Source organism: Mycobacterium sp. NGS40 (genome assembly GCF_059812735.1).
On sequence record NZ_JCALDG010000018.1, the window covers coordinates 58,566 to 74,973 of the forward strand.

The following is a 16,408-nucleotide window of genomic DNA, read 5'->3' on the forward strand; positions in this document are numbered from 1 at the left end:
TCTACACGGCCAACAGGCGATACAGCCCGATCAGCCCCACCACCACGATCGTGGAGCGCAATGCGTTCGGCGACAGGCGTCGGCCGTACTTCGCGCCGACTATTCCGCCGACCAGCGAACTCGCTGCGATGATCGCCGCCACCGACCAACTGATGCGCTCCGATGCCACCAACGTATAGCCCACCGCCGCAACGATATTCACGACGAGGGCCAACAGGTTCTTCGCGGCGTTCATGCGCTGCATCGACTCCGGCAAGAGCGCGCCCATCACGCCGACCAGCAGGATGCCTTGCGCGGCGGTGAAGTAGCCACCGTAAACACCGACGGCAAACGTGCCGAACACCAGCAGCGCCAACCGCGCCGGCGAGACGTGTTCGGCGGAACGGCCCTGGGCCTCGGCCCTGCGGCGCGCCCAGGATTGGATCCGCGGTCCGGCCACCACCAGCAGCAGGGCCAGCACCAGCAGCGCGGGCACCACTTCGATGAACACCTTCTCCGGCAGGTGCAGCAGCAAGTACGCGCCCAGCACGGCACCGGCCAGCGATGCCGGGATCTGCCAACGCAATCGATCCCACTGACCATCCAGCTCGGCGCGGTAACCCCAGGTGGCCGAAACGCCGCCGGCGACCAGACCGACAGCGTTGGACATCGTGGAGGTGACCGGCGGATAGCCCAGGGCGACGAGGGTCGGGAACGTGACCAATGTCCCCGATCCGACGAGCGCGTTGATTGCGCCGGCGGCGAACCCGGCCAGACCGATCAACATGACATGCGAAGCCAACACTTTCAAAAACACTAGCCGGACAACGCAATGCGCCGGCAATCGTGCAGCTCGGCGCGTTTCTGTCAGGCCGGCGGCGCTTCGGAGCCGCGGCCCACACCGGTTCGCAGCTTGACCGACGCCGAATACGCGAGGCTTCGGAAATGCAGCACGGGGTCATCGGACGGTTCGATGCCGTCGGTGACTCGCATCGGGTCGAAAACGACGATGTCACCGTCGTGTTCGCGCTCGGTATCGAGCCCGGTGATTTCCAGGGTGCCGACAGTGACCGTCTCGGCGCTTCGCCACGGCGCCGACGGGTCGATCGTCGAGTCCTGCGGTCCGGCGATCTGCACGCGATAGTCGAACCGGACCGGACCTTGTGCCAGACGCGCATTCAGCTCGCCGGTCAGGAAGTCCGGGGCCGCGTCGCGGGCGTCAGCCGCCGACAGATAGCTCTCACCCGCGGCCGGAATCAGGTGGTAGCGAACATATCTGGCGTTCCCGTCGGCACTGGTCCACCGGAACGCATGCAGGCCGTGGTATTCGATGGTGGCATAGCTGGTCGGCACCTTGTTGGCATCGCGCACCACTGGCAACGCGCCGAGCAGTCGCGGATGCGTGATGAAGTACTTGGCCATGCGCAGCGGCGTGGTCAGGCTGGGCCGCATGGCCTTGAGCAGATCGACGAACCCCTCCGGCTTGCTGGAGACGAACAGCCGGGCCGTCTGGGTCGACACGTCGGTGGTGGATCCATCGGGCAGGGTGAACTTCACCGCCATCCCCCGCACTCCCGGCGAACCGTCGGGCTGCTTCGGGTTGCCCGATCCGTTGGAGAACCGAACCAGCGCCGCAACCGTCGACCCGTCGAGGTGCTTAGCCCGGGACAGTGTCGCCCCATCCCGGGTGGCGGTGAAGGTGCCGCGGTAGAGCGTGCCTTTCGCGTGCAGCGCCCGAGCGCCGGGCTGGGCTCCCCCGGTACCTCGAATCGCCTCGATCGCATCGTCAGGAGTGACCATGCGCGAATCTTAAGGCGCTACTCGGGAAAGCCGAAGAGTTTGACGACACCGTGATCGCGACCCGCGGTGTAGCCGCCGTCGACGGCGATGGCCTGGCCGCTGACGAACGACCCGTCGAGCGAGAGCAGGAACGCCGCCATGGCAGCGACCTCGTCTGGCCGGCCGAGCCGTTGCAGCGCGTGCTCCTCGGTGATCGAGGCCAGCGGGCCCTCCATTCCCGGCAGGCCGAAAACGCTTCGGGCCATCGGTGTGTCGATGAAGCCGGGACAGATCACGTTGGCCCGGATGCCGCTCGGGCCGTAATCGAGCGCAATGTTCTTGGTGAGCAGCACAACTCCACCCTTGGCCGCGTTGTAGGAGCTGCCGCCCGCGGTGCCTTCCAGTCCCTCGATGCTGGCGACGGTCACGATCGAGCCGCGTTCGCCGTCGACCCTGTCCTGTTCGATCATCTTGGCCAGGGCCGCCTTGGCGACCAGGAAGGTGCCGGTGAGGTTGATCCCGATCACCCGGTCCCACTCCGTGCGGTCGAGCAGATGGACCGGGCCGCCGCCGGCAACACCGGCCGCGTGGAAGACGCCGTCGAGGCGGCCCGGCACCGCGGCGAGCACGGCCTGGATGGCCGTTTCGTCGGTCACGTCGGCCGTGACGAAGTGGAAGTCGGGTCCCAAGTCGGGCGGAGATTCCAGGTCGGCTCCGATCACGGTGCCGCCTTCGGCTATCAGCCGCCGCGCGGTAGCCAGGCCGATGCCCGACGCCGCACCCGTCACGACGAAAGTGCGATGACGGGCGCGATCAACATTGACCATGTGTTGATTCCTTTATCCGAGGGTTTGCCCAGCAATGGTTACATACGTTGTCATCGCGATTCTGCTAGGCCATGACTCCCACTGTCGCACTAACATTTTCCGTGTGGAGTTGCGTCATCTTCGTTATTTCGTGGCGGTCGCCGAAGAGCTTAATTTCGGTCGGGCCGCGAAGCGCTTATGCATTGCCGGACCGTCACTTTCGCAGCAGATCAAGGTCCTCGAGCGGGATCTGCGGGTACGACTGTTCGATCGCGACCGGCGCTCGGTCACCCTCACAGCAACGGGAGCGGCGCTGCTTCCGTCGGCCCGCACGCTGCTCGATCAGGCAGATCAGTTGCGCCGGTCGGCAATCGGGCTGTCGCTGGCCGAACCCGTGCGGATCGGCTATGCGCAGTGGCTTCCCCCGGACCTGACCGATCGGACCTCGGCGGTCGCGAAGGTGCACATCGACACGTGGGTGCTGCCGTCGCACGCGCAGGTCGCCCGGGTGGCCGAGGGCGGCGTCGATCTGGCGATCTGCGGGGTACGCGCCTCCGACCTGGACCGGCACGGCCTGAACGCGCATCTTATTGGCGCCGAGCAGCTTTACACGGTCAGCGTCGGATCGGATGCCTCCCCGGTCGAGGCGTCCGACGCAGTGGTGCTGCTCGACGCCGACTCCGGCAGCTGGTTCTCGTGGAACCGGTATGGGGAACAGTTCGCCAGGGAGACCGGCGCTCGCTCGGTGCGAATCAGTGACGGGGGCCTTGCTGCCCCAATGTTTTTCGAGCATGTGCGGCGGCTGGGCCGACCGGTGCTCGCCTCGCCCAAGGTGCAAACCGTGGCGTTGCCGGCAGATCTCGTGCAGCGCCCGATCGTCGCGCCCGCGCCTTTTTGGACGTGGTCGCTGGTGTGGCGGCGCATCGAGAACCGTGAAACCGTGCGTGGGGTGATCGACGCGCTGACGGCCGAAGCGGAAGTGCCCGAGCTGGACGAGGCCTGGCTGCCCTTCACCGATCCCTACCGGTCGCGAATCACCTTGGCAACCGCGTAATTACGCGGCTGACGCGGTGAAACCGTAGCGTCCGGGTACCCCCGAGAATCGGCTTCCCATCGGCCGGGGGCCGCACACCCGGCGCGGCTTCCTCAAGCGTAGGAGATCGCGGGTCCGGAGGGCGGGTTCCTACTCTCACGAAACTCGTCGTGGACACGGTGACTACCCTTGGCTTGACTGCACCCGGGGACCCAGGAATTTTTCGATGAGCGGAGAAACCATGCCACCAGCCGACGTCAACACCGGAACGACGGAGACGCTGGTCGGCATGGTCGAGCAGCATGCGGCGCGCCGGCCTGACGACGTCGCGATCCACTTCGGCGAGCGGCAGTGGTCGTGGGCACAGTGGGCGTCGCGGATTCGCCAGACGGCCGGGGCGCTGCGGGCCGCGGGTTTGCGGCGCGCCCAGGTGGTGGCATTCCTGGACAAGAATCACCCCGCTTGTCTGGAAACCCTGCTGGCCGCCACGTCGATCGGCGCGGTGGCCACGATCGTCAACTGGCGGGTGATCGGCGACGAGCTGGTCCACGTGCTCAACGACAGCGGCGCGCAGGTGCTTGTCGTCGGTGCCGAGCTGGCGCCGACGGTCGAGGCGATCCGCGCGAAAGTCCCCGGCGTGCAGCGCGTCATCGTGGTGGGCGGCGCCCAGGACGAATACGAATCCTTGCTCGCCGCCGCGTCACCCGTCGAGGTCGATCCCGAGGTCGCCGACACCGATGCCGCGATCACGATCTATAGCTCCGGCACCACAGGTCGCCCGAAGGGTGTTCAGCTGACCCAGCGGGCGCTGGTCAACCACATCATCAATCTGTCGCCGCCGTTTCCGTTCTCGGACGGCGACGCCAACCTCGTTGCCATGCCGCTGTTCCACGTCGGCGGTATCGCGTATGCGTTCTTCGGCATCCGGGCCGGCGCGCCGACGTTCCTGACCCGCGAGCCCGAGGCCGCGACGCTGATTGGCGCTGTGAAAGCCGGTGCGACGCATGCCTTTCTGGTGCCCCCGGTGATTGCCAGGTTCCTGGACGCCGGCGAGGCCGCTATCGGCGCGATGTCGGGTCTGCGCTACCTGGTCTACGGAGCGGCCCCGATGCCGGTGCCGCTGCTGCAGCGCGCGCTCGCGGCCTGGCCCGAGATGAACTTCGTGCAGGTGTACGGACAGACCGAGCTGTGCGGCGCGATCGCGGCGCTCGACGCCGACGACCACCGCAATTCCAGCCGGCCCGAACTGCTCATGTCAGCCGGAAAAGCCGCTCAGGGCAACGAGATTCGCATCGTCGATCCGGAGTCGGGCGAGCAGCTGCCACACGGCGAGTCCGGTGAGGTCTGGGTGCGCAGCGATCAGCGCATGATCGGCTACCTGAATCGGCCCGAAGCCACCGCCGACACCATCACCGCCGACGACTGGCTGCGCACCGGTGACATCGGACGTCTCGACGCCGACGGCTACCTGTTCATCGAGGACCGTCTCAAGGACATGATCATCACCGGCGGCGAGAACGTGTACGGGCCCGAGGTGGAAAGCGTGCTGCTGGAGCATCCCGGGATCGCCGACGCCGCGATCATCGGGGTACCCGACGACCAATGGGGCGAGTCCGTCAAGGCGATCGTCGTCGGCCCCGGCCTGGAACCCGCCGAGATCATCGAGTTCTGCCGGCAGCGGATGGCCGCTTACAAGTGCCCGCGCACGGTCGATTTCGCCGACGAGCTGCCCCGCAACGCCAGCGGCAAGATTCTGAAAAACCAGCTCCGCGAACCATATTGGAAGGATCACGCCCGCAAGGTATGACGCCGGCTGCACGATCCACAACGAAAGGGCGATATGAGCAGGCCGTTCGAATCCGTCAACACCGGCGTCGCCGCTCATATCGGCAGGTACGCCGACGCGGTACGCGTGCCCGCGGGCTCTGAGGTCATCTACACCTCCGGCACGCCCGGACTGCGTCCGGACGGAACGCTGCCCAAGGACTTCACCGAGGAAGCCACCCAGGCATGGCGCAACGTCGAGGAAGCGCTGAGCCGGGCCGGGGCGAGATTGTCCGACATCGTCAGCGTGCGGCAGTGGCTGACCGACGCGGCGGACATTCCGGCCTACGCGGCGGTGCGCTCGTCGGTGATCCGACACGAACCCGTGTTCATGCTCGCGGTGGTCCCGGCGCTGGTCTGGCCCGATATCCGGGTCGAAGTCGAAGTCACCGCCGTCCGCCGTCCGGCGATGTTATAGCCTGCTCTTCGACCCGATATCGATTCTCCGCGAATGCAATCAGGGGCGACATGGGCGAGATAGTCGACGCGAAGCGACGGGACGGCGCGATCGCGGTGCTGGGTGGACCCACGACGGTGATCGATATCGCGGGCCGCCGGATCGTGATGGACCCGACCTTCGACCCGCCGGGTCCTCATGACTATCTGAACAAGCTCACCGGTCCGGCCGTGAGCGCCGACGACCTCGGGCAGGTCGACGTGGTGCTGATCAGCCACGACCAGCACCCCGACAATCTGGACGACGCGGGCCGCCGGATGGCAGAGGCCGCGCCGCTGATCGTCACCAATCCCGGGGCGGCCGGGCGCTTCGGGCCGCCGGCGGTCGGGTTGAAGCCCTGGCAGTCGTATTACTTGCCGGGTGGGCCCGGACGTGTTGCGGCACAAGCCGTTCCGGCCGTGCACGGTCCGGCCGACGGGATGCGCGACATGGAGGGCAACGTCAACTGCGAGGTGACGGGTTTCGTGTTGTACGGGCCCGGGCTGCCCACCATCTATCTCAGCGGCGACAACGCCTCGATGAGCGTGGTCGCCGAGGTGGCCGATCGGATCGGCGAGATCGACGTCGCGGTGCTGTTCGCCGGCGCCGCGACCGTGCCGGCCAAAGAGCGCGGGCGCCCGCTGACCCTGACCTCCGCGCGTGCGGCCGCGGCCGCCGAGGTGCTCGGGGTCAAGGTGGTGATCCCGGCCCACGTCGACGGCTGGGCCCACTTCAGCGAGGGGCCGAGCGAACTTGCCGCGGCATTCGACCAGGCGGGCATCAAGCGGGTGCTGCACACGGCTCCGCACGGCGAGTGGATCGACCTGAAGTAGCGGTGCGGCCGCCTCAGAGGCGGCCCTGCGTCCGCAACTCCGGATGCACCCAGTCCGGCGAGCGCCGCTGCATGAATGCGCGCACCCCTTCCCGCGCCTCGGCATCCATCAGGCTGCTGGTCATGCCGATGCGGTCGTAGAGGCCCAGGTAGCTGTCGATGCTGGACTTGATCACGTTGCGGGCGCGCGGCGCGGTCCGGCAGCTTTGGGCGAGCAGGTCGCGGGCGGTGGCCAGCAGATCGTCATGCGGCACCACCCGGGTGACCAGGCCCCAGTCGAGCGCTTCCCCGGCGGTGAGCACCCGTCCGGTGAACATCAGGTCGCGGGTGCGGACCGGCCCGACCAGACGCAGCAGCATCTGGCTGTAGTAGGTGTCGGCGTAGCCACGGAACAGCTCGGGCACCCGGAAGGTCGCCCGCTCGCTCACCACGGACAGGTCGCTGCACAGCGCGATCTGCATGCCGCCGCCCTGGCATAGCCCGTTGACGGCGGAGACGATCGGCTTGGCGGAGGTCCGCACCGCGTCGAACGGCGTGACGTCCATGCCCAGCGCGGCGCCGAAGGTGATCCAATCGTCGACGCCGCCGCCCCCGGTCATGTCACCGCCGGGCGCGAACACGTCCCCGGTGCCGGTGATCAGCAAGCCGGCCAGCCCCGGGTCCGAGTTGACAAGGCCTACGGCGTAACGGATTCCGAAGTACATCGCGGGCGTCAACGCGTTACGCGCCTCGGGACGATCGATCGTGCACACCGCGATCGGTCCCTGGCGCTCGAACGACAGATACGGGGTGCCCAGCCAATCCCCGTCCGGGGGCCGGGGCGTGCTCTGCGATGTCGGGGTCTGCGCCACGGGCTCCTCCAGGATCACGCTACTGAAACTCTTACAGTATGCGCGAGGGCCCTAGACGAACGGCAGCGTGGCGACCTCGGTGGTCTCGGACATGCTCATGACGAGGTTGCGGTGCTTGTCCTGCAGCGTGGTCGAGGCGTCTCCGACGGCCCGGTCACACTGCGGGCAGCGCGTGGCGAACTGCGGCTGGTCCTGCTCGTCCGGCCAGAATCGACGCGGCCCGACCTGCACCCCGGGGTCGAAGACGACCTGCTGATGCGGGGCTTCCTTGAGGATTCTGCCGACGGGATGGCTTTGCGGGCACTCGAGTTTCAGAATGCCGATCCCTTCTTGGTTACTCATCGTCTGCTCCTTAGGGGTCTTGGTCTGGCGCTCGTGCTCTCTCATTGTTGTCGTGACGCGCCGGGCTTAAACGTGTAGGTCTCGCCGTGGGCGAGGTGGCAACGCATCAGGGTGGTGGTGTTGCCGATGAAGTGGACAGCGGCCTCGCCGTAATCCGCTGTCCCCCTGCTGATTAGCCTTGAGGAAGTCATGCTTACCGTCCGGCGTGAGTAGGGGCTGTCGGCGTTTGCGGCCGGGGCAGCTGCCGCGGGCGTGCCGGGGTTACGGCTAACCTCAGCCCCATGCCCGCAGATGCCAAGCAGCCGAGCCCGACCAAGGTTCGCATCCTGCGTGCCGCCGCTGAGCTGATCGCCAAGCAGGGATATGCCGCCACCTCGACCCGGGACATCGCGGCCGCCGTCGGCGTCGAGCAGCCGGCCCTCTACAAGCACTTCAAGGCCAAGAGCGACATCTTCGCGGCGCTGGTCCGGCTGGCCCTGGAGTGGCCGAGCGAGCTGGCCGACGAGCTCGCGACGCTGCCCGCGCCGGCCGTCGTCAAGCTGCACCGCATGTTGCGGGAATCTCTGGACCACCTGCACGCCTCGCCCGAAGTGGTGGTCTCGGTCATCGCGACTCCGGACCTGTGGCAGGACAGCTTCACCGCGGAGCAGGCCCTGGCGTCGAAGATCGAGCAGGCGCTTGCCGATCTGGTCGAAACGGCGCAGGCCGAAGGCGACGTGCGCGCGATGAACCCGATCTCGGCATCGAGACTCCTGCAGGCGCTGTTCGACGCGCTGACCCCGCAACTGACGGTCAGCCCGGACGAGATCGTGGAGTTCGCCATGATCGGACTGTTGACCGACCAGGCCCGTTTACCTGAAATCCGTTCTGCCGCAGACGCTTTGGACATTCAGGCCGCCCGGCCGAACATCAGCGTTTAACCGCCGCGGCCTCGGCCGCAGCAATCGCTCAAACATATCGGGCTCGCCGACGCTTGACATTCGGTTATCAGCTGATAACCTTTGTTCTAGTTATCAAGCGATAACCACACCGACCGCCCGACCTGAGCAGCCAGGAGACGAATCGCGATGACGAAGACACTGAACGTGGAGCATGCCGAGCTGGTGGCCCGAGCCGGCGAGCTGGAAGCCCCCATCGCGGGCGTTCCCTCCGACAACGGCCACGCGCCCTGCGCCCTTGAGCTGGCCACCCGGGCGGCCCAACAACTCGCCTTCTCCGCCGACAACATGCGCATTTATCTGCACGCGGGCGAACGCGAGCACGCACGACTCGCGCAATCGCTGCGCAACGCCGCCAAGGCCTACGAGGACATCGACGCGCTGGCCGCCGACGCGCTGGACAATGACACCCCGGTGGCCGCGGCCGCGCCCGCGCACGCGGAGCCCGACGACGCCGAGCCGGCGATGCTGGCCAGCACGGTTTCGCTGCGCGGGTTGGACCCGATCCCCTACTACCCGGTCAAGGAGGCCGCGAAGGCCTTGATGCAGGGCGACCAGGGCAGGTCTCTCCTCGCCTTCGCCGACGAGTGGGCGGCGTACCTGCGGACGTTGTCGCAGGCCAGCTTTCGGTTCCGGCCGTTCTCGGATTGGGACAGCGAGGCGAGCGACGCCGTCGAGCGGCACTTCGATCTGGATCGCAATTGGCTCGACCACATGGCGAGACTGTGCGGCCAGCTGTCCACCCAGGCCCGAAACCTGGTTGCCGCGCACCGCTGGGCGGTCAGTGAGCATCCCAGCCTCGAGAAGCTGCGTCAGCTCGACGAGCGATGGATATCGAACCAGTCGGTGCCGGGCTGGGAACGATGGGGGAAGCCGGCGCTGCTACGGGTCTACGCGGAGTACCAGGCGAAGTCGGAGGCGGTGCTGGCCGAATACGAGCAGCGCGTCGAGCTGGGTCCGGTGAATCCGCCACGGCCCCCGGTCGCCTACCAGATCGATGTGCCGTCCGCACCCGATCTGCGGCCTGGTCCTGGACTCGAGCCGCTGCCCGTACCGGACGGCGGACTACCGTCGCTCGGGGGTGCCATGCCCATGCTGCCGTCGGGCGCGACGCCGTCGATGCCGACCGACGCGACGCTGACCAAGGACTCGAAAAACCTCAAGGTGGTGCCCGATCTGCCCAAAGGGGCCGGGCTCAAGCCGGCGTCGGTCGGAGCCGGCGGCGCCGGGCTGCCGGCGATGCCCAAGACGCCACTACAGCTCGCGCAGGATTCCACAGCGGTGTCCCGGCCCGGACCGATCACCGCCGGAGGGGTCCCGATCCCGGCCGCTTACGCGGCGCTGAACAAGGGCGGTGGCATGGGCATGCCGATGGGCGCCGCGCCTGCCAACCACGGTCAGGAGGGCGGTAAGGGCAAGCGCGTGCAGCATGGCGACGAGGCGATCTACACCGAGGACCGGGCGTGGACCGAGGGCGTGATCGGCCGGCGCCGGGCTTCGTAAAACGCTCGGATTATGCGGGCCGTTGTCTGTGGTCCCGGCTGGGATCGAACCAGCGACCTTCCGCGTGTGAAGCGGACGCTCTTCCACTGAGCCACGGGACCGGCGCCGAGAGGCGAACGAGGGAGAAGACTAGCACGAACGGCGAGTGTCCAGTACATGCCGTGTGCGCCCCCAGGGGTCGCCCGATAGCCTAGAGCGACAACGGCCTAGAGATTTGTGCACGCCCGCTCAGGTGGACTATCGTCTTCCTTCGCACCGGGCGACGATCTCGCCCGTTGCGCGCGGATGTAGCGCAGTTGGTAGCGCATCACCTTGCCAAGGTGAGGGTCGCGGGTTCGAATCCCGTCATCCGCTCGAAGGTGCACATGGCATCAACCCCCGCGGTGGAGTGGCCGAGTGGTGAGGCAACGGCCTGCAAAGCCGTGCACACGGGTTCGATTCCCGTCTCCACCTCCGAATTTTTCTCCCAGCGCGATTAGCTCAGCGGGAGAGCGCTTCCCTGACACGGAAGAGGTCACTGGTTCAATCCCAGTATCGCGCACCAGTATTACTGCAGTTCAATCCAGCTATTTGGCTGTTCAAGTCTCCGGCCGGATCGCCAACCGCCGACCCGACCGTTCAAGTCAGCACACGCTGCCAACCCTGGGCTACCGTTTGGCCATGCCCGAATTTCCCGCGCGACCGGTGGACCTGTCGTGGTTCTACACGCTCAATCTGCACGACCGGGTCAACCTGCTGAACAACCCGCGCCAGTCTCTGATATCTCAGTTCGTCGAACGCATTCTCGCCCAAGTCAAACAGCACGGGATAGAGCAAACGGTCGTCGACGAAACACAGTGGAGCGGCACGTCCAGCTGGAAGCTCGACGACTCAGTGAGGGCAAACCTCGAGGAGGCCGGCCACAAGCTTGATGGATGGTTCGATTCACTGACCCCCACCGAGCGCAACCACGTCATTTTGCACCGCAGTGAAGAGGGCACACAGACCGCTGCGACCAAGGCCGGCGTCGATCCACGCATGGCCCATCCCTACCTCGACATGAAGGCGACGAAACTCGGTCTGCCGTGAGATGGCGCGCGCCTCGCCGAGCGGCGTCACATCGACGGCTGAGCAAGGAGCCCACAGTGCGATTGATCAACGGTCGAGCACTTGCTGTCGTCAGCGTGGTGCTCGGTGTCGCGGTGTTGAACGCTGGTGCGGCGAACGCCGATGGCCCGGTCCAGGTGAAAAGCAGGCTCGGCGATGCGTGTCTGGACGCACCGGGCGGGAACTGGTACGCCGCGGTGGTGGTCAACCCGTGCAATGGTTCGGACTCCCAACGCTGGAATCTCATCGGGCGGCAGCTGCAGAACGTGGCACTCGGCGGGGGTTGTCTGGTCAATCCGGCGGGTCACGGCATGTTTGCCCACCTAGCGCCCTGTACCGGGATGTGGAACCTGAACTGGAATATCGACCCCAACGGCCACTTCTCAACCGATCCCGGGATGCTCTGTCTTACCGTCCTCGGCGGACCCGGCCCTGGGACTTGGGTGTCCACCCGCTATTGCGGCGATGATCCGGCGCAAGGTTGGGATATCGTTGCGTAATACGTTGACGCACACTGCGTTACGAGATTTCAATTCGCTCATCCAGCGACTGCTGTTCCGTCAGCCGAGAGGTGAATAGCTCGCCGCCCGAAACGATCCTAGACTCGCGCAGGTGGGATCGGATGGCCCGCGTTGTTGCTACGAGAGGACGGATGAGACATGCCGCTGCTGCTCCTAGTCCTCAAGGTCGCGCTGATCGCCTTCGTCGTCGGCGGTACCGCCGCGCTGATCGCCCGCGGCATTCGGCGCTCGCGCGCGAATCGGTTCGATCCGCGCTGGACGAGCCACCGCATCCAACCCGGATATGAGGCGTCCGCGCTCGGCGCTATGCCGACAACACCGCTGCCCGAGTGGGCCTACTGGGACGAAGACGGCGACGACCATCGCGACGGCGTCCGGCGCCGTTGACGCTGCGAGCCTAGATCCGACGACTTCAGTTGCGGCAGCAGCTATTCGAGCTGCCATAATGCAGTTGTGCCCCGCCGACGTCATCGGCGGGTCTGGGTAGGGGGGTGCCACACGCTGTGCCCCTTAAGCGCGTCGACGAGTTGAGGCCAGGCGACCGGATACGAATGAAGATCGGGCGTGCCACCGTCGTCGCCGTCGAGGCCCTTCCCGACGAGCGCACCTTGATCACGTTCGCCTACGGGACAAAAGGCGCCGCCGACAACGACCTGACCGTCGACGTCCTCGACGACGATGAGTGGGGCGACTGAGCCAACCCGACTGGACTCAGGAGCCCGTCAGGATCGTCGGGAAGGGGCTGCGCTCCGCGGGCAGGTCGGGCGGGAAACACGGCGAGACACCCTGCAGCGTCGGGGCATAACCGGGCTGATACCGGGCGATGATTTGCAGGATGTAACCGTCGGGCGCATAACCAAATCGATTGGGCTTGTAGAAGCCGTCCCGCTCGTACACCTGCCAGCCCCAGCTCTTCCAGATGTCTCCGGCCTTGGCGACGATCGTGTTCGTGTCAACGCCGGCCGGCAGCGTCAGATCACCGTTGGTCGCGAATTCCATTGGCGGCGTGCCTGTTTCGACATCCTTGCACGGATGCACGGTGCCGCCACCGCTGTAACGACTGGCGTCAAGCGTCGTCCCGGGCGGCAGCGCCGCAAGCGTCTTCTTCAGGTAGCCGATCACCGTATCCTGGGCCTGCTGTTGGGTTTTCGGGATGACGGGTTCCAGTTTCCAGCCGGGCGGTGACGGTGGCGTTGATTCCACGGGTGGTCCTCCAATGGGCGTAGCACCGGTCGGCGTGGGTGGTCCTAGCGGGCGTTCGTGGCCACAGGCAACGACGAGCATGACCATCAACAGAGCACACGTACGGCGCATGCGTTTAGCCTCCCCCGCTCGGAATGGCCTGGGGCGGTGGCACACCGGCGATCACGGCGCCCAGATTGAGCAGCGCCGGGTTCCCCTCGCTCCAGTAGCTGCTGTGGGCCGCGACGCTCGGCGTCACCCCGAGCGGGTCACTGCTCGGCCCGGCAGCCGCGAACAGCCGCGTCGCACCGAAGTCGTCGGCGGTCGGATCGTGCCCCAGCGTCATGTCGGTCACCAACTCGATGATGTCATTGCGGGCGCGCATGGCATAGACATTCGCACCGGGATCCAGGTTCAGGTCACCAGCGTGCTTGACCAGCATCCCGGGGCTGCCGACCGCGATGACATTGTCGGCGTCCAGATGATGGCTTCCAGATGCGGCCGCACCGACCAGCGTCGAGCCGTAGCTGTGCCCGATCACCGTGTCGATCGACGGCGTGCCCACGTGCGATGCGCGCTGCCCGCTCTCGAACGCGTCCAATGCGCCCGCACCGGCGCGGGCCCGGTCGGGCCAGGCCGCCTCGACAAGATCCATCGGACGGTCGTAACCCATCCACGTCGTCACCGCGACATCGCCCGGCCTCAGGTTCGGGTCGGCCGCCATCGCCGAGTTGTACATCGCCAAAGACTTCAGGTCGCTGCCTTCGAAGGTCGCGAGGTCTTGCCCGGTGCCGGGCACCAGGATCGCATTACGCCGGGCGTAGTCGGGGTTTGCGATCGCGACCGCCCCGTGGCCCTGGTTGTCGATCAGGCCGAGGTAGCGCCGCACGCCGTCGTTGCGGTTCAACGCCGTCTGCACCGCCTGGTACCCCTCGAGGCTGTGCCGGGCCGCCAATAGTTGGGGCGCAAGTGCGTTGAATTCGCCGGTCGTCGCTTCGGTGTGATCGCCCATGTAGATCTGGGCCGCCAGTTCGTCGACGCGGTGCTGCAGACGGTCGACGTCGGCTTGCGTCTGCTGCTGCAACTCGGGCAGATGAAGCCGGTTGTAGTGATCCTTGCCGAGATGATCCTGCGGGTCCCACGGCATGCCGGGGTGATTGCCGATGTTGTGGTCCTGGCTGTACAGCCAGTCCTTTTCCTGCGGCGTGAGCTTGTTCCACAGGTCGGCGAACTGCTTGGGATCCTGCGGCAGCGGTTGCTCCAATGCCCGTTGCACGTCGGGCCGGTTGTCATGCGGCCCAGGCGGAATGGGCGCGTCGCCGTCGGCCATATTGATGGCCGACGCCAACTCCTGGTCGACGGCGTCAGCCTCGGCCACGATCGCGTCCAATCGGGTTTGCAACTCGGCGCGCTGCGTCTGCATCTTCGCCCACTCGGCCGCGGTGTAACGCAGCGCAGGAATCGCCACCACCTGACTGGCGGCGGCGTCGACTTGCAGCCGAGCCGCGGCCACGTCCGCCCGCAACGTCGCGAGCTCGGCCTTGACCTTGTCGATGCCGCCGGCGGCCTTCTCGGCGGCCTGCGCGACGGCGAGGGCTTCGTTCCCATGCGCGTCGAGATCTTGCCGCACCGCCGCATTCTGGTGTGCGGCGGCGTCGCGGGACGCACCCTCCCAGCCGGCGAACACCGAGAGCGTCGCCAACTCACGCGAGGCGCCGAAGGCGCTCTGCGAGCGCGCGGAGGCCGCGTGAAACACCTCGCGCACCGCTTCGGTGTTCCAGCGGTCAATGTCTGCGACCGATAAGGCCATACCCCACTGTTCTCAGCCGCGGCCACTGACCGCGGCAGCCCTGGCAGCGACCCCGGCGAGTGCGCGCGCTCGCTCCGCCTCGGCCGCCGCATGCAGGACCGCGGCATCTTGCAGCGCGAATCCGTGATCGCCGACCTTGCCCACCAGCACCCGCGACTCCGGCAGCCAGCGCGCCGCCCTGGCGCTCAGCGCCAGCGCCGACGTACCGGCCCAACCGTACTGAGCCGCCTCGATCCGGTTGTCGGCCGTGAGGAACCCTGCCGCCAGATCCTCGGCCTGGTCACTCACCCGCCTTCCCGAAACCGTCAACTGTTCCACATCGATGCTGATGTCAGACACCGTCGGATCCCCTTCCCGGCAAGCGATCCCGCTGGCATCTGCGGAGAGTAAGCACGCAGGGCGCCGAACGCACTTCACCCTTGTGCAGGCAGCGGGTGTCCGGGGCCCGGGCGCCGGCGCCGGCGCGCCGATCAACATGCCGAAGGTTGTAACTCAACCGGCGAACAGAGCCCCCAGGTATGAACTTCGCGGCGATTGCAAACTAAACGATTTGCTTACGGCCCGTTCAACACGTGAATAAGAGCGACCCGGTATGTATTTCATGATCAGGGCAGACTGAGGGATTTGTGAATGAGCATTGGGAATTCCGCTGTACGGATTACGCGGAAATAACAGACTCCGGGATTTATCAATTATTTATTGGTCGCCTCAAATGTCACACCCGCCACAGGCCACCATTCCCGGCGAGTCGGCGGGTGCGGCAGTCCCACGCGCGAACGTGGGTGGGCAAGAGTTGTTTGGGTGGGGCCGTCCACACCGGCGCCGACCCCCCGGCGGCAGCGGACGAAGATATGGAAAAGAGCTCTGAGCAGCAGATTCCTACTCGAAGAGGGTGGCCATCCGGCTCTCGCCGTCCTTGGGAGAGTCACATGAGGTGCACTGCATTCCGGCGCCGTTGCCGAAGCATTGGCTGGTGCAGTCGGCACTGCCGATCCCGATCGTCAACAGGAACGCTCCCACTGACGCCACAAACAGCGCTGCGACCGTCTCCATTTCTGACCTCCCACCCAACCCTGAATTAATTGCGACGTATATACCACCAACTCAAGGCGTCTAATCAACAAAAATGGACCAAATTGTCATCAACGTCAAGTTCAAATGCAAAATAAATCAAGATCAATACTTATGACGATCAAGATCAGTTGCTCGCGGGACTTGAGCGGATCAGAAATTTCAATGATTAGCCCATTTCGGCAAGACGACCCGCCGCGTCGTGTGCTAAGAGACCGAGGCGATGCCGACGCCTGGCCTGCGGCGCCGGGACACCCGCCGTGGCGTCCGGCCGGAGGGGATGCAACAGCCATCGTCAGCGCGAACGCCGGAGAGCCATTACAGGCTCCCGCAATAGCTTTGGGACACAGGCAAACTCGGCCGCAGCGTGACAGCCTGCGCTAACCAGAGTTCAGGGATGCCGGCCGGAAAATTA

Annotated in this window: 19 protein-coding genes and 4 tRNA genes; 13 read left to right on the forward strand and 10 right to left on the reverse strand. The window is 66.2% G+C overall.

Features of this window, described 5'->3' with window-relative positions:
• Position 1: 1 nt before the first annotated feature.
• The 3 genes from AC5Y5O_RS23960 to AC5Y5O_RS23970 all read right to left on the reverse strand — a co-directional run bounded on the left by AC5Y5O_RS23960 (position 2) and on the right by AC5Y5O_RS23970 (position 2,585).
• Entirely contained in the window at positions 2–766 is a 765-nt protein-coding gene (locus AC5Y5O_RS23960; RefSeq protein WP_096291025.1) for a sulfite exporter TauE/SafE family protein, read from the reverse strand.
• Positions 767–846: 80 nt separating this feature from the next.
• Complete coding sequence (locus tag AC5Y5O_RS23965) at positions 847–1,779, reverse strand: catalase family peroxidase (RefSeq protein WP_096286502.1); 933 nt, start codon at positions 1,777–1,779, stop codon at positions 847–849.
• Positions 1,780–1,796: 17 nt separating this feature from the next.
• The gene (locus AC5Y5O_RS23970; protein WP_096286500.1) at positions 1,797–2,585 is read right to left on the reverse strand and encodes an SDR family NAD(P)-dependent oxidoreductase; all 789 of its coding nucleotides are present in this window, start codon (positions 2,583–2,585) and stop codon (positions 1,797–1,799) included.
• Between the two features lie 103 nt (positions 2,586–2,688).
• Between AC5Y5O_RS23970 and AC5Y5O_RS23975 the strand changes: the two genes are divergently transcribed.
• The 4 genes from AC5Y5O_RS23975 to AC5Y5O_RS23990 all read left to right on the forward strand — a co-directional run bounded on the left by AC5Y5O_RS23975 (position 2,689) and on the right by AC5Y5O_RS23990 (position 6,690).
• On the forward strand, positions 2,689–3,618 hold the full coding sequence (locus AC5Y5O_RS23975) for a LysR family transcriptional regulator (protein ID WP_500027747.1): 930 nt from the start codon (positions 2,689–2,691) through the stop codon (positions 3,616–3,618).
• Positions 3,619–3,838: 220 nt separating this feature from the next.
• Positions 3,839–5,404, forward strand: coding sequence for a long-chain-fatty-acid--CoA ligase (locus AC5Y5O_RS23980; RefSeq protein ID WP_096286498.1), 1,566 nt, complete (start codon positions 3,839–3,841; stop codon positions 5,402–5,404).
• Between the two features lie 33 nt (positions 5,405–5,437).
• On the forward strand, positions 5,438–5,839 hold the full coding sequence (locus AC5Y5O_RS23985; protein WP_096286496.1) for a RidA family protein: 402 nt from the start codon (positions 5,438–5,440) through the stop codon (positions 5,837–5,839).
• Between the two features lie 50 nt (positions 5,840–5,889).
• Entirely contained in the window at positions 5,890–6,690 is an 801-nt protein-coding gene (locus AC5Y5O_RS23990; RefSeq protein WP_096286494.1) for an MBL fold metallo-hydrolase, read from the forward strand.
• Between the two features lie 13 nt (positions 6,691–6,703).
• On the opposite strand, the gene AC5Y5O_RS23995 is transcribed toward AC5Y5O_RS23990, so the two are convergent.
• Together AC5Y5O_RS23995 and AC5Y5O_RS24000 are read right to left on the reverse strand one after the other, a co-directional pair.
• Positions 6,704–7,540 carry an enoyl-CoA hydratase/isomerase family protein gene (locus tag AC5Y5O_RS23995; RefSeq protein ID WP_096291023.1) on the reverse strand — a complete coding sequence of 279 codons (837 nt, stop codon included), beginning with the start codon at positions 7,538–7,540 and terminating at the stop codon, positions 6,704–6,706.
• Positions 7,541–7,591: 51 nt separating this feature from the next.
• Positions 7,592–7,882 carry a hypothetical protein gene (locus AC5Y5O_RS24000; protein ID WP_096291022.1) on the reverse strand — a complete coding sequence of 97 codons (291 nt, stop codon included), beginning with the start codon at positions 7,880–7,882 and terminating at the stop codon, positions 7,592–7,594.
• Between the two features lie 281 nt (positions 7,883–8,163).
• Here AC5Y5O_RS24000 and AC5Y5O_RS24005 point away from each other — a divergent pair, with 281 nt between their 5' ends.
• Positions 8,164–8,802 (forward strand): TetR/AcrR family transcriptional regulator, encoded by a 639-nt coding sequence (locus AC5Y5O_RS24005; RefSeq protein WP_096286492.1) that lies wholly within the window; start codon positions 8,164–8,166, stop codon positions 8,800–8,802.
• A 147-nt stretch (positions 8,803–8,949) separates the two neighbouring features.
• Positions 8,950–10,323, forward strand: a complete 1,374-nt coding sequence (gene espB, locus AC5Y5O_RS24010; protein ID WP_096286490.1) for an EspB family ESX-1 secretion system-associated protein — start codon at positions 8,950–8,952, stop codon at positions 10,321–10,323.
• A gap of 29 nt (positions 10,324–10,352) precedes the next feature.
• Here espB and AC5Y5O_RS24015 read toward each other — a convergent pair.
• A tRNA-Val gene (locus AC5Y5O_RS24015) sits at positions 10,353–10,424 on the reverse strand.
• A gap of 180 nt (positions 10,425–10,604) precedes the next feature.
• Between AC5Y5O_RS24015 and AC5Y5O_RS24020 the strand changes: the two genes are divergently transcribed.
• From AC5Y5O_RS24020 to AC5Y5O_RS24050, 7 genes are all read left to right on the forward strand, one after another.
• Positions 10,605–10,677, forward strand: a tRNA-Gly gene (locus tag AC5Y5O_RS24020).
• 28 nt (positions 10,678–10,705) lie between these two features.
• Positions 10,706–10,776, forward strand: a tRNA-Cys gene (locus tag AC5Y5O_RS24025).
• Positions 10,777–10,792: 16 nt separating this feature from the next.
• A tRNA-Val gene (locus AC5Y5O_RS24030) sits at positions 10,793–10,867 on the forward strand.
• A gap of 116 nt (positions 10,868–10,983) precedes the next feature.
• Positions 10,984–11,391, forward strand: a complete 408-nt coding sequence (locus AC5Y5O_RS24035) for a hypothetical protein (protein ID WP_096286488.1) — start codon at positions 10,984–10,986, stop codon at positions 11,389–11,391.
• A gap of 56 nt (positions 11,392–11,447) precedes the next feature.
• Positions 11,448–11,909, forward strand: coding sequence for an Rv1419 family lectin (locus AC5Y5O_RS24040; protein ID WP_096286486.1), 462 nt, complete (start codon positions 11,448–11,450; stop codon positions 11,907–11,909).
• A gap of 159 nt (positions 11,910–12,068) precedes the next feature.
• Entirely contained in the window at positions 12,069–12,317 is a 249-nt protein-coding gene (locus AC5Y5O_RS24045) for a hypothetical protein (protein WP_096286484.1), read from the forward strand.
• A 164-nt stretch (positions 12,318–12,481) separates the two neighbouring features.
• On the forward strand, positions 12,482–12,625 hold the full coding sequence (locus AC5Y5O_RS24050; RefSeq protein WP_500027751.1) for a hypothetical protein: 144 nt from the start codon (positions 12,482–12,484) through the stop codon (positions 12,623–12,625).
• 16 nt (positions 12,626–12,641) lie between these two features.
• On the opposite strand, the gene AC5Y5O_RS24055 is transcribed toward AC5Y5O_RS24050, so the two are convergent.
• The 4 genes from AC5Y5O_RS24055 to AC5Y5O_RS24070 form a co-directional block, all read right to left on the reverse strand.
• Positions 12,642–13,133 (reverse strand): hypothetical protein, encoded by a 492-nt coding sequence (locus tag AC5Y5O_RS24055; RefSeq protein ID WP_500027753.1) that lies wholly within the window; start codon positions 13,131–13,133, stop codon positions 12,642–12,644.
• Between the two features lie 115 nt (positions 13,134–13,248).
• Positions 13,249–14,922 (reverse strand): alpha/beta hydrolase, encoded by a 1,674-nt coding sequence (locus tag AC5Y5O_RS24060; protein WP_096286480.1) that lies wholly within the window; start codon positions 14,920–14,922, stop codon positions 13,249–13,251.
• 12 nt (positions 14,923–14,934) lie between these two features.
• On the reverse strand, positions 14,935–15,261 hold the full coding sequence (locus AC5Y5O_RS24065) for a hypothetical protein (RefSeq protein WP_243393845.1): 327 nt from the start codon (positions 15,259–15,261) through the stop codon (positions 14,935–14,937).
• Between the two features lie 540 nt (positions 15,262–15,801).
• Positions 15,802–15,975 carry a hypothetical protein gene (locus tag AC5Y5O_RS24070; RefSeq protein ID WP_165796344.1) on the reverse strand — a complete coding sequence of 58 codons (174 nt, stop codon included), beginning with the start codon at positions 15,973–15,975 and terminating at the stop codon, positions 15,802–15,804.
• Positions 15,976–16,408: the final 433 nt, after the last annotated feature.

What these genes read in the sequence shown, in the direction of transcription:
- AC5Y5O_RS24005 (WP_096286492.1), top strand. Translation starts at nt 8,164, where the DNA reads ATGCCCGCAGATGCCAAGCAGCCGAGCCCGACCAAGGTTCGCATCCTG.
- AC5Y5O_RS24035 (WP_096286488.1), top strand. Translation starts at nt 10,984, where the DNA reads ATGCCCGAATTTCCCGCGCGACCGGTGGACCTGTCGTGGTTCTACACG.
- espB (WP_096286490.1), top strand. Translation starts at nt 8,950, where the DNA reads ATGACGAAGACACTGAACGTGGAGCATGCCGAGCTGGTGGCCCGAGCC.
- AC5Y5O_RS24070 (WP_165796344.1), bottom strand. Translation starts at nt 15,975, where the DNA reads ATGGAGACGGTCGCAGCGCTGTTTGTGGCGTCAGTGGGAGCGTTCCTG.
- AC5Y5O_RS23980 (WP_096286498.1), top strand. Translation starts at nt 3,839, where the DNA reads ATGCCACCAGCCGACGTCAACACCGGAACGACGGAGACGCTGGTCGGC.
- AC5Y5O_RS24000 (WP_096291022.1), bottom strand. Translation starts at nt 7,882, where the DNA reads ATGAGTAACCAAGAAGGGATCGGCATTCTGAAACTCGAGTGCCCGCAA.
- AC5Y5O_RS24060 (WP_096286480.1), bottom strand. Translation starts at nt 14,922, where the DNA reads ATGGCCTTATCGGTCGCAGACATTGACCGCTGGAACACCGAAGCGGTG.
- AC5Y5O_RS23960 (WP_096291025.1), bottom strand. Translation starts at nt 766, where the DNA reads ATGTTGATCGGTCTGGCCGGGTTCGCCGCCGGCGCAATCAACGCGCTC.
- AC5Y5O_RS23965 (WP_096286502.1), bottom strand. Translation starts at nt 1,779, where the DNA reads ATGGTCACTCCTGACGATGCGATCGAGGCGATTCGAGGTACCGGGGGA.
- AC5Y5O_RS23970 (WP_096286500.1), bottom strand. Translation starts at nt 2,585, where the DNA reads ATGGTCAATGTTGATCGCGCCCGTCATCGCACTTTCGTCGTGACGGGT.
- AC5Y5O_RS24045 (WP_096286484.1), top strand. Translation starts at nt 12,069, where the DNA reads ATGCCGCTGCTGCTCCTAGTCCTCAAGGTCGCGCTGATCGCCTTCGTC.
- AC5Y5O_RS24050 (WP_500027751.1), top strand. Translation starts at nt 12,482, where the DNA reads ATGAAGATCGGGCGTGCCACCGTCGTCGCCGTCGAGGCCCTTCCCGAC.
- AC5Y5O_RS23990 (WP_096286494.1), top strand. Translation starts at nt 5,890, where the DNA reads ATGGGCGAGATAGTCGACGCGAAGCGACGGGACGGCGCGATCGCGGTG.
- AC5Y5O_RS23985 (WP_096286496.1), top strand. Translation starts at nt 5,438, where the DNA reads ATGAGCAGGCCGTTCGAATCCGTCAACACCGGCGTCGCCGCTCATATC.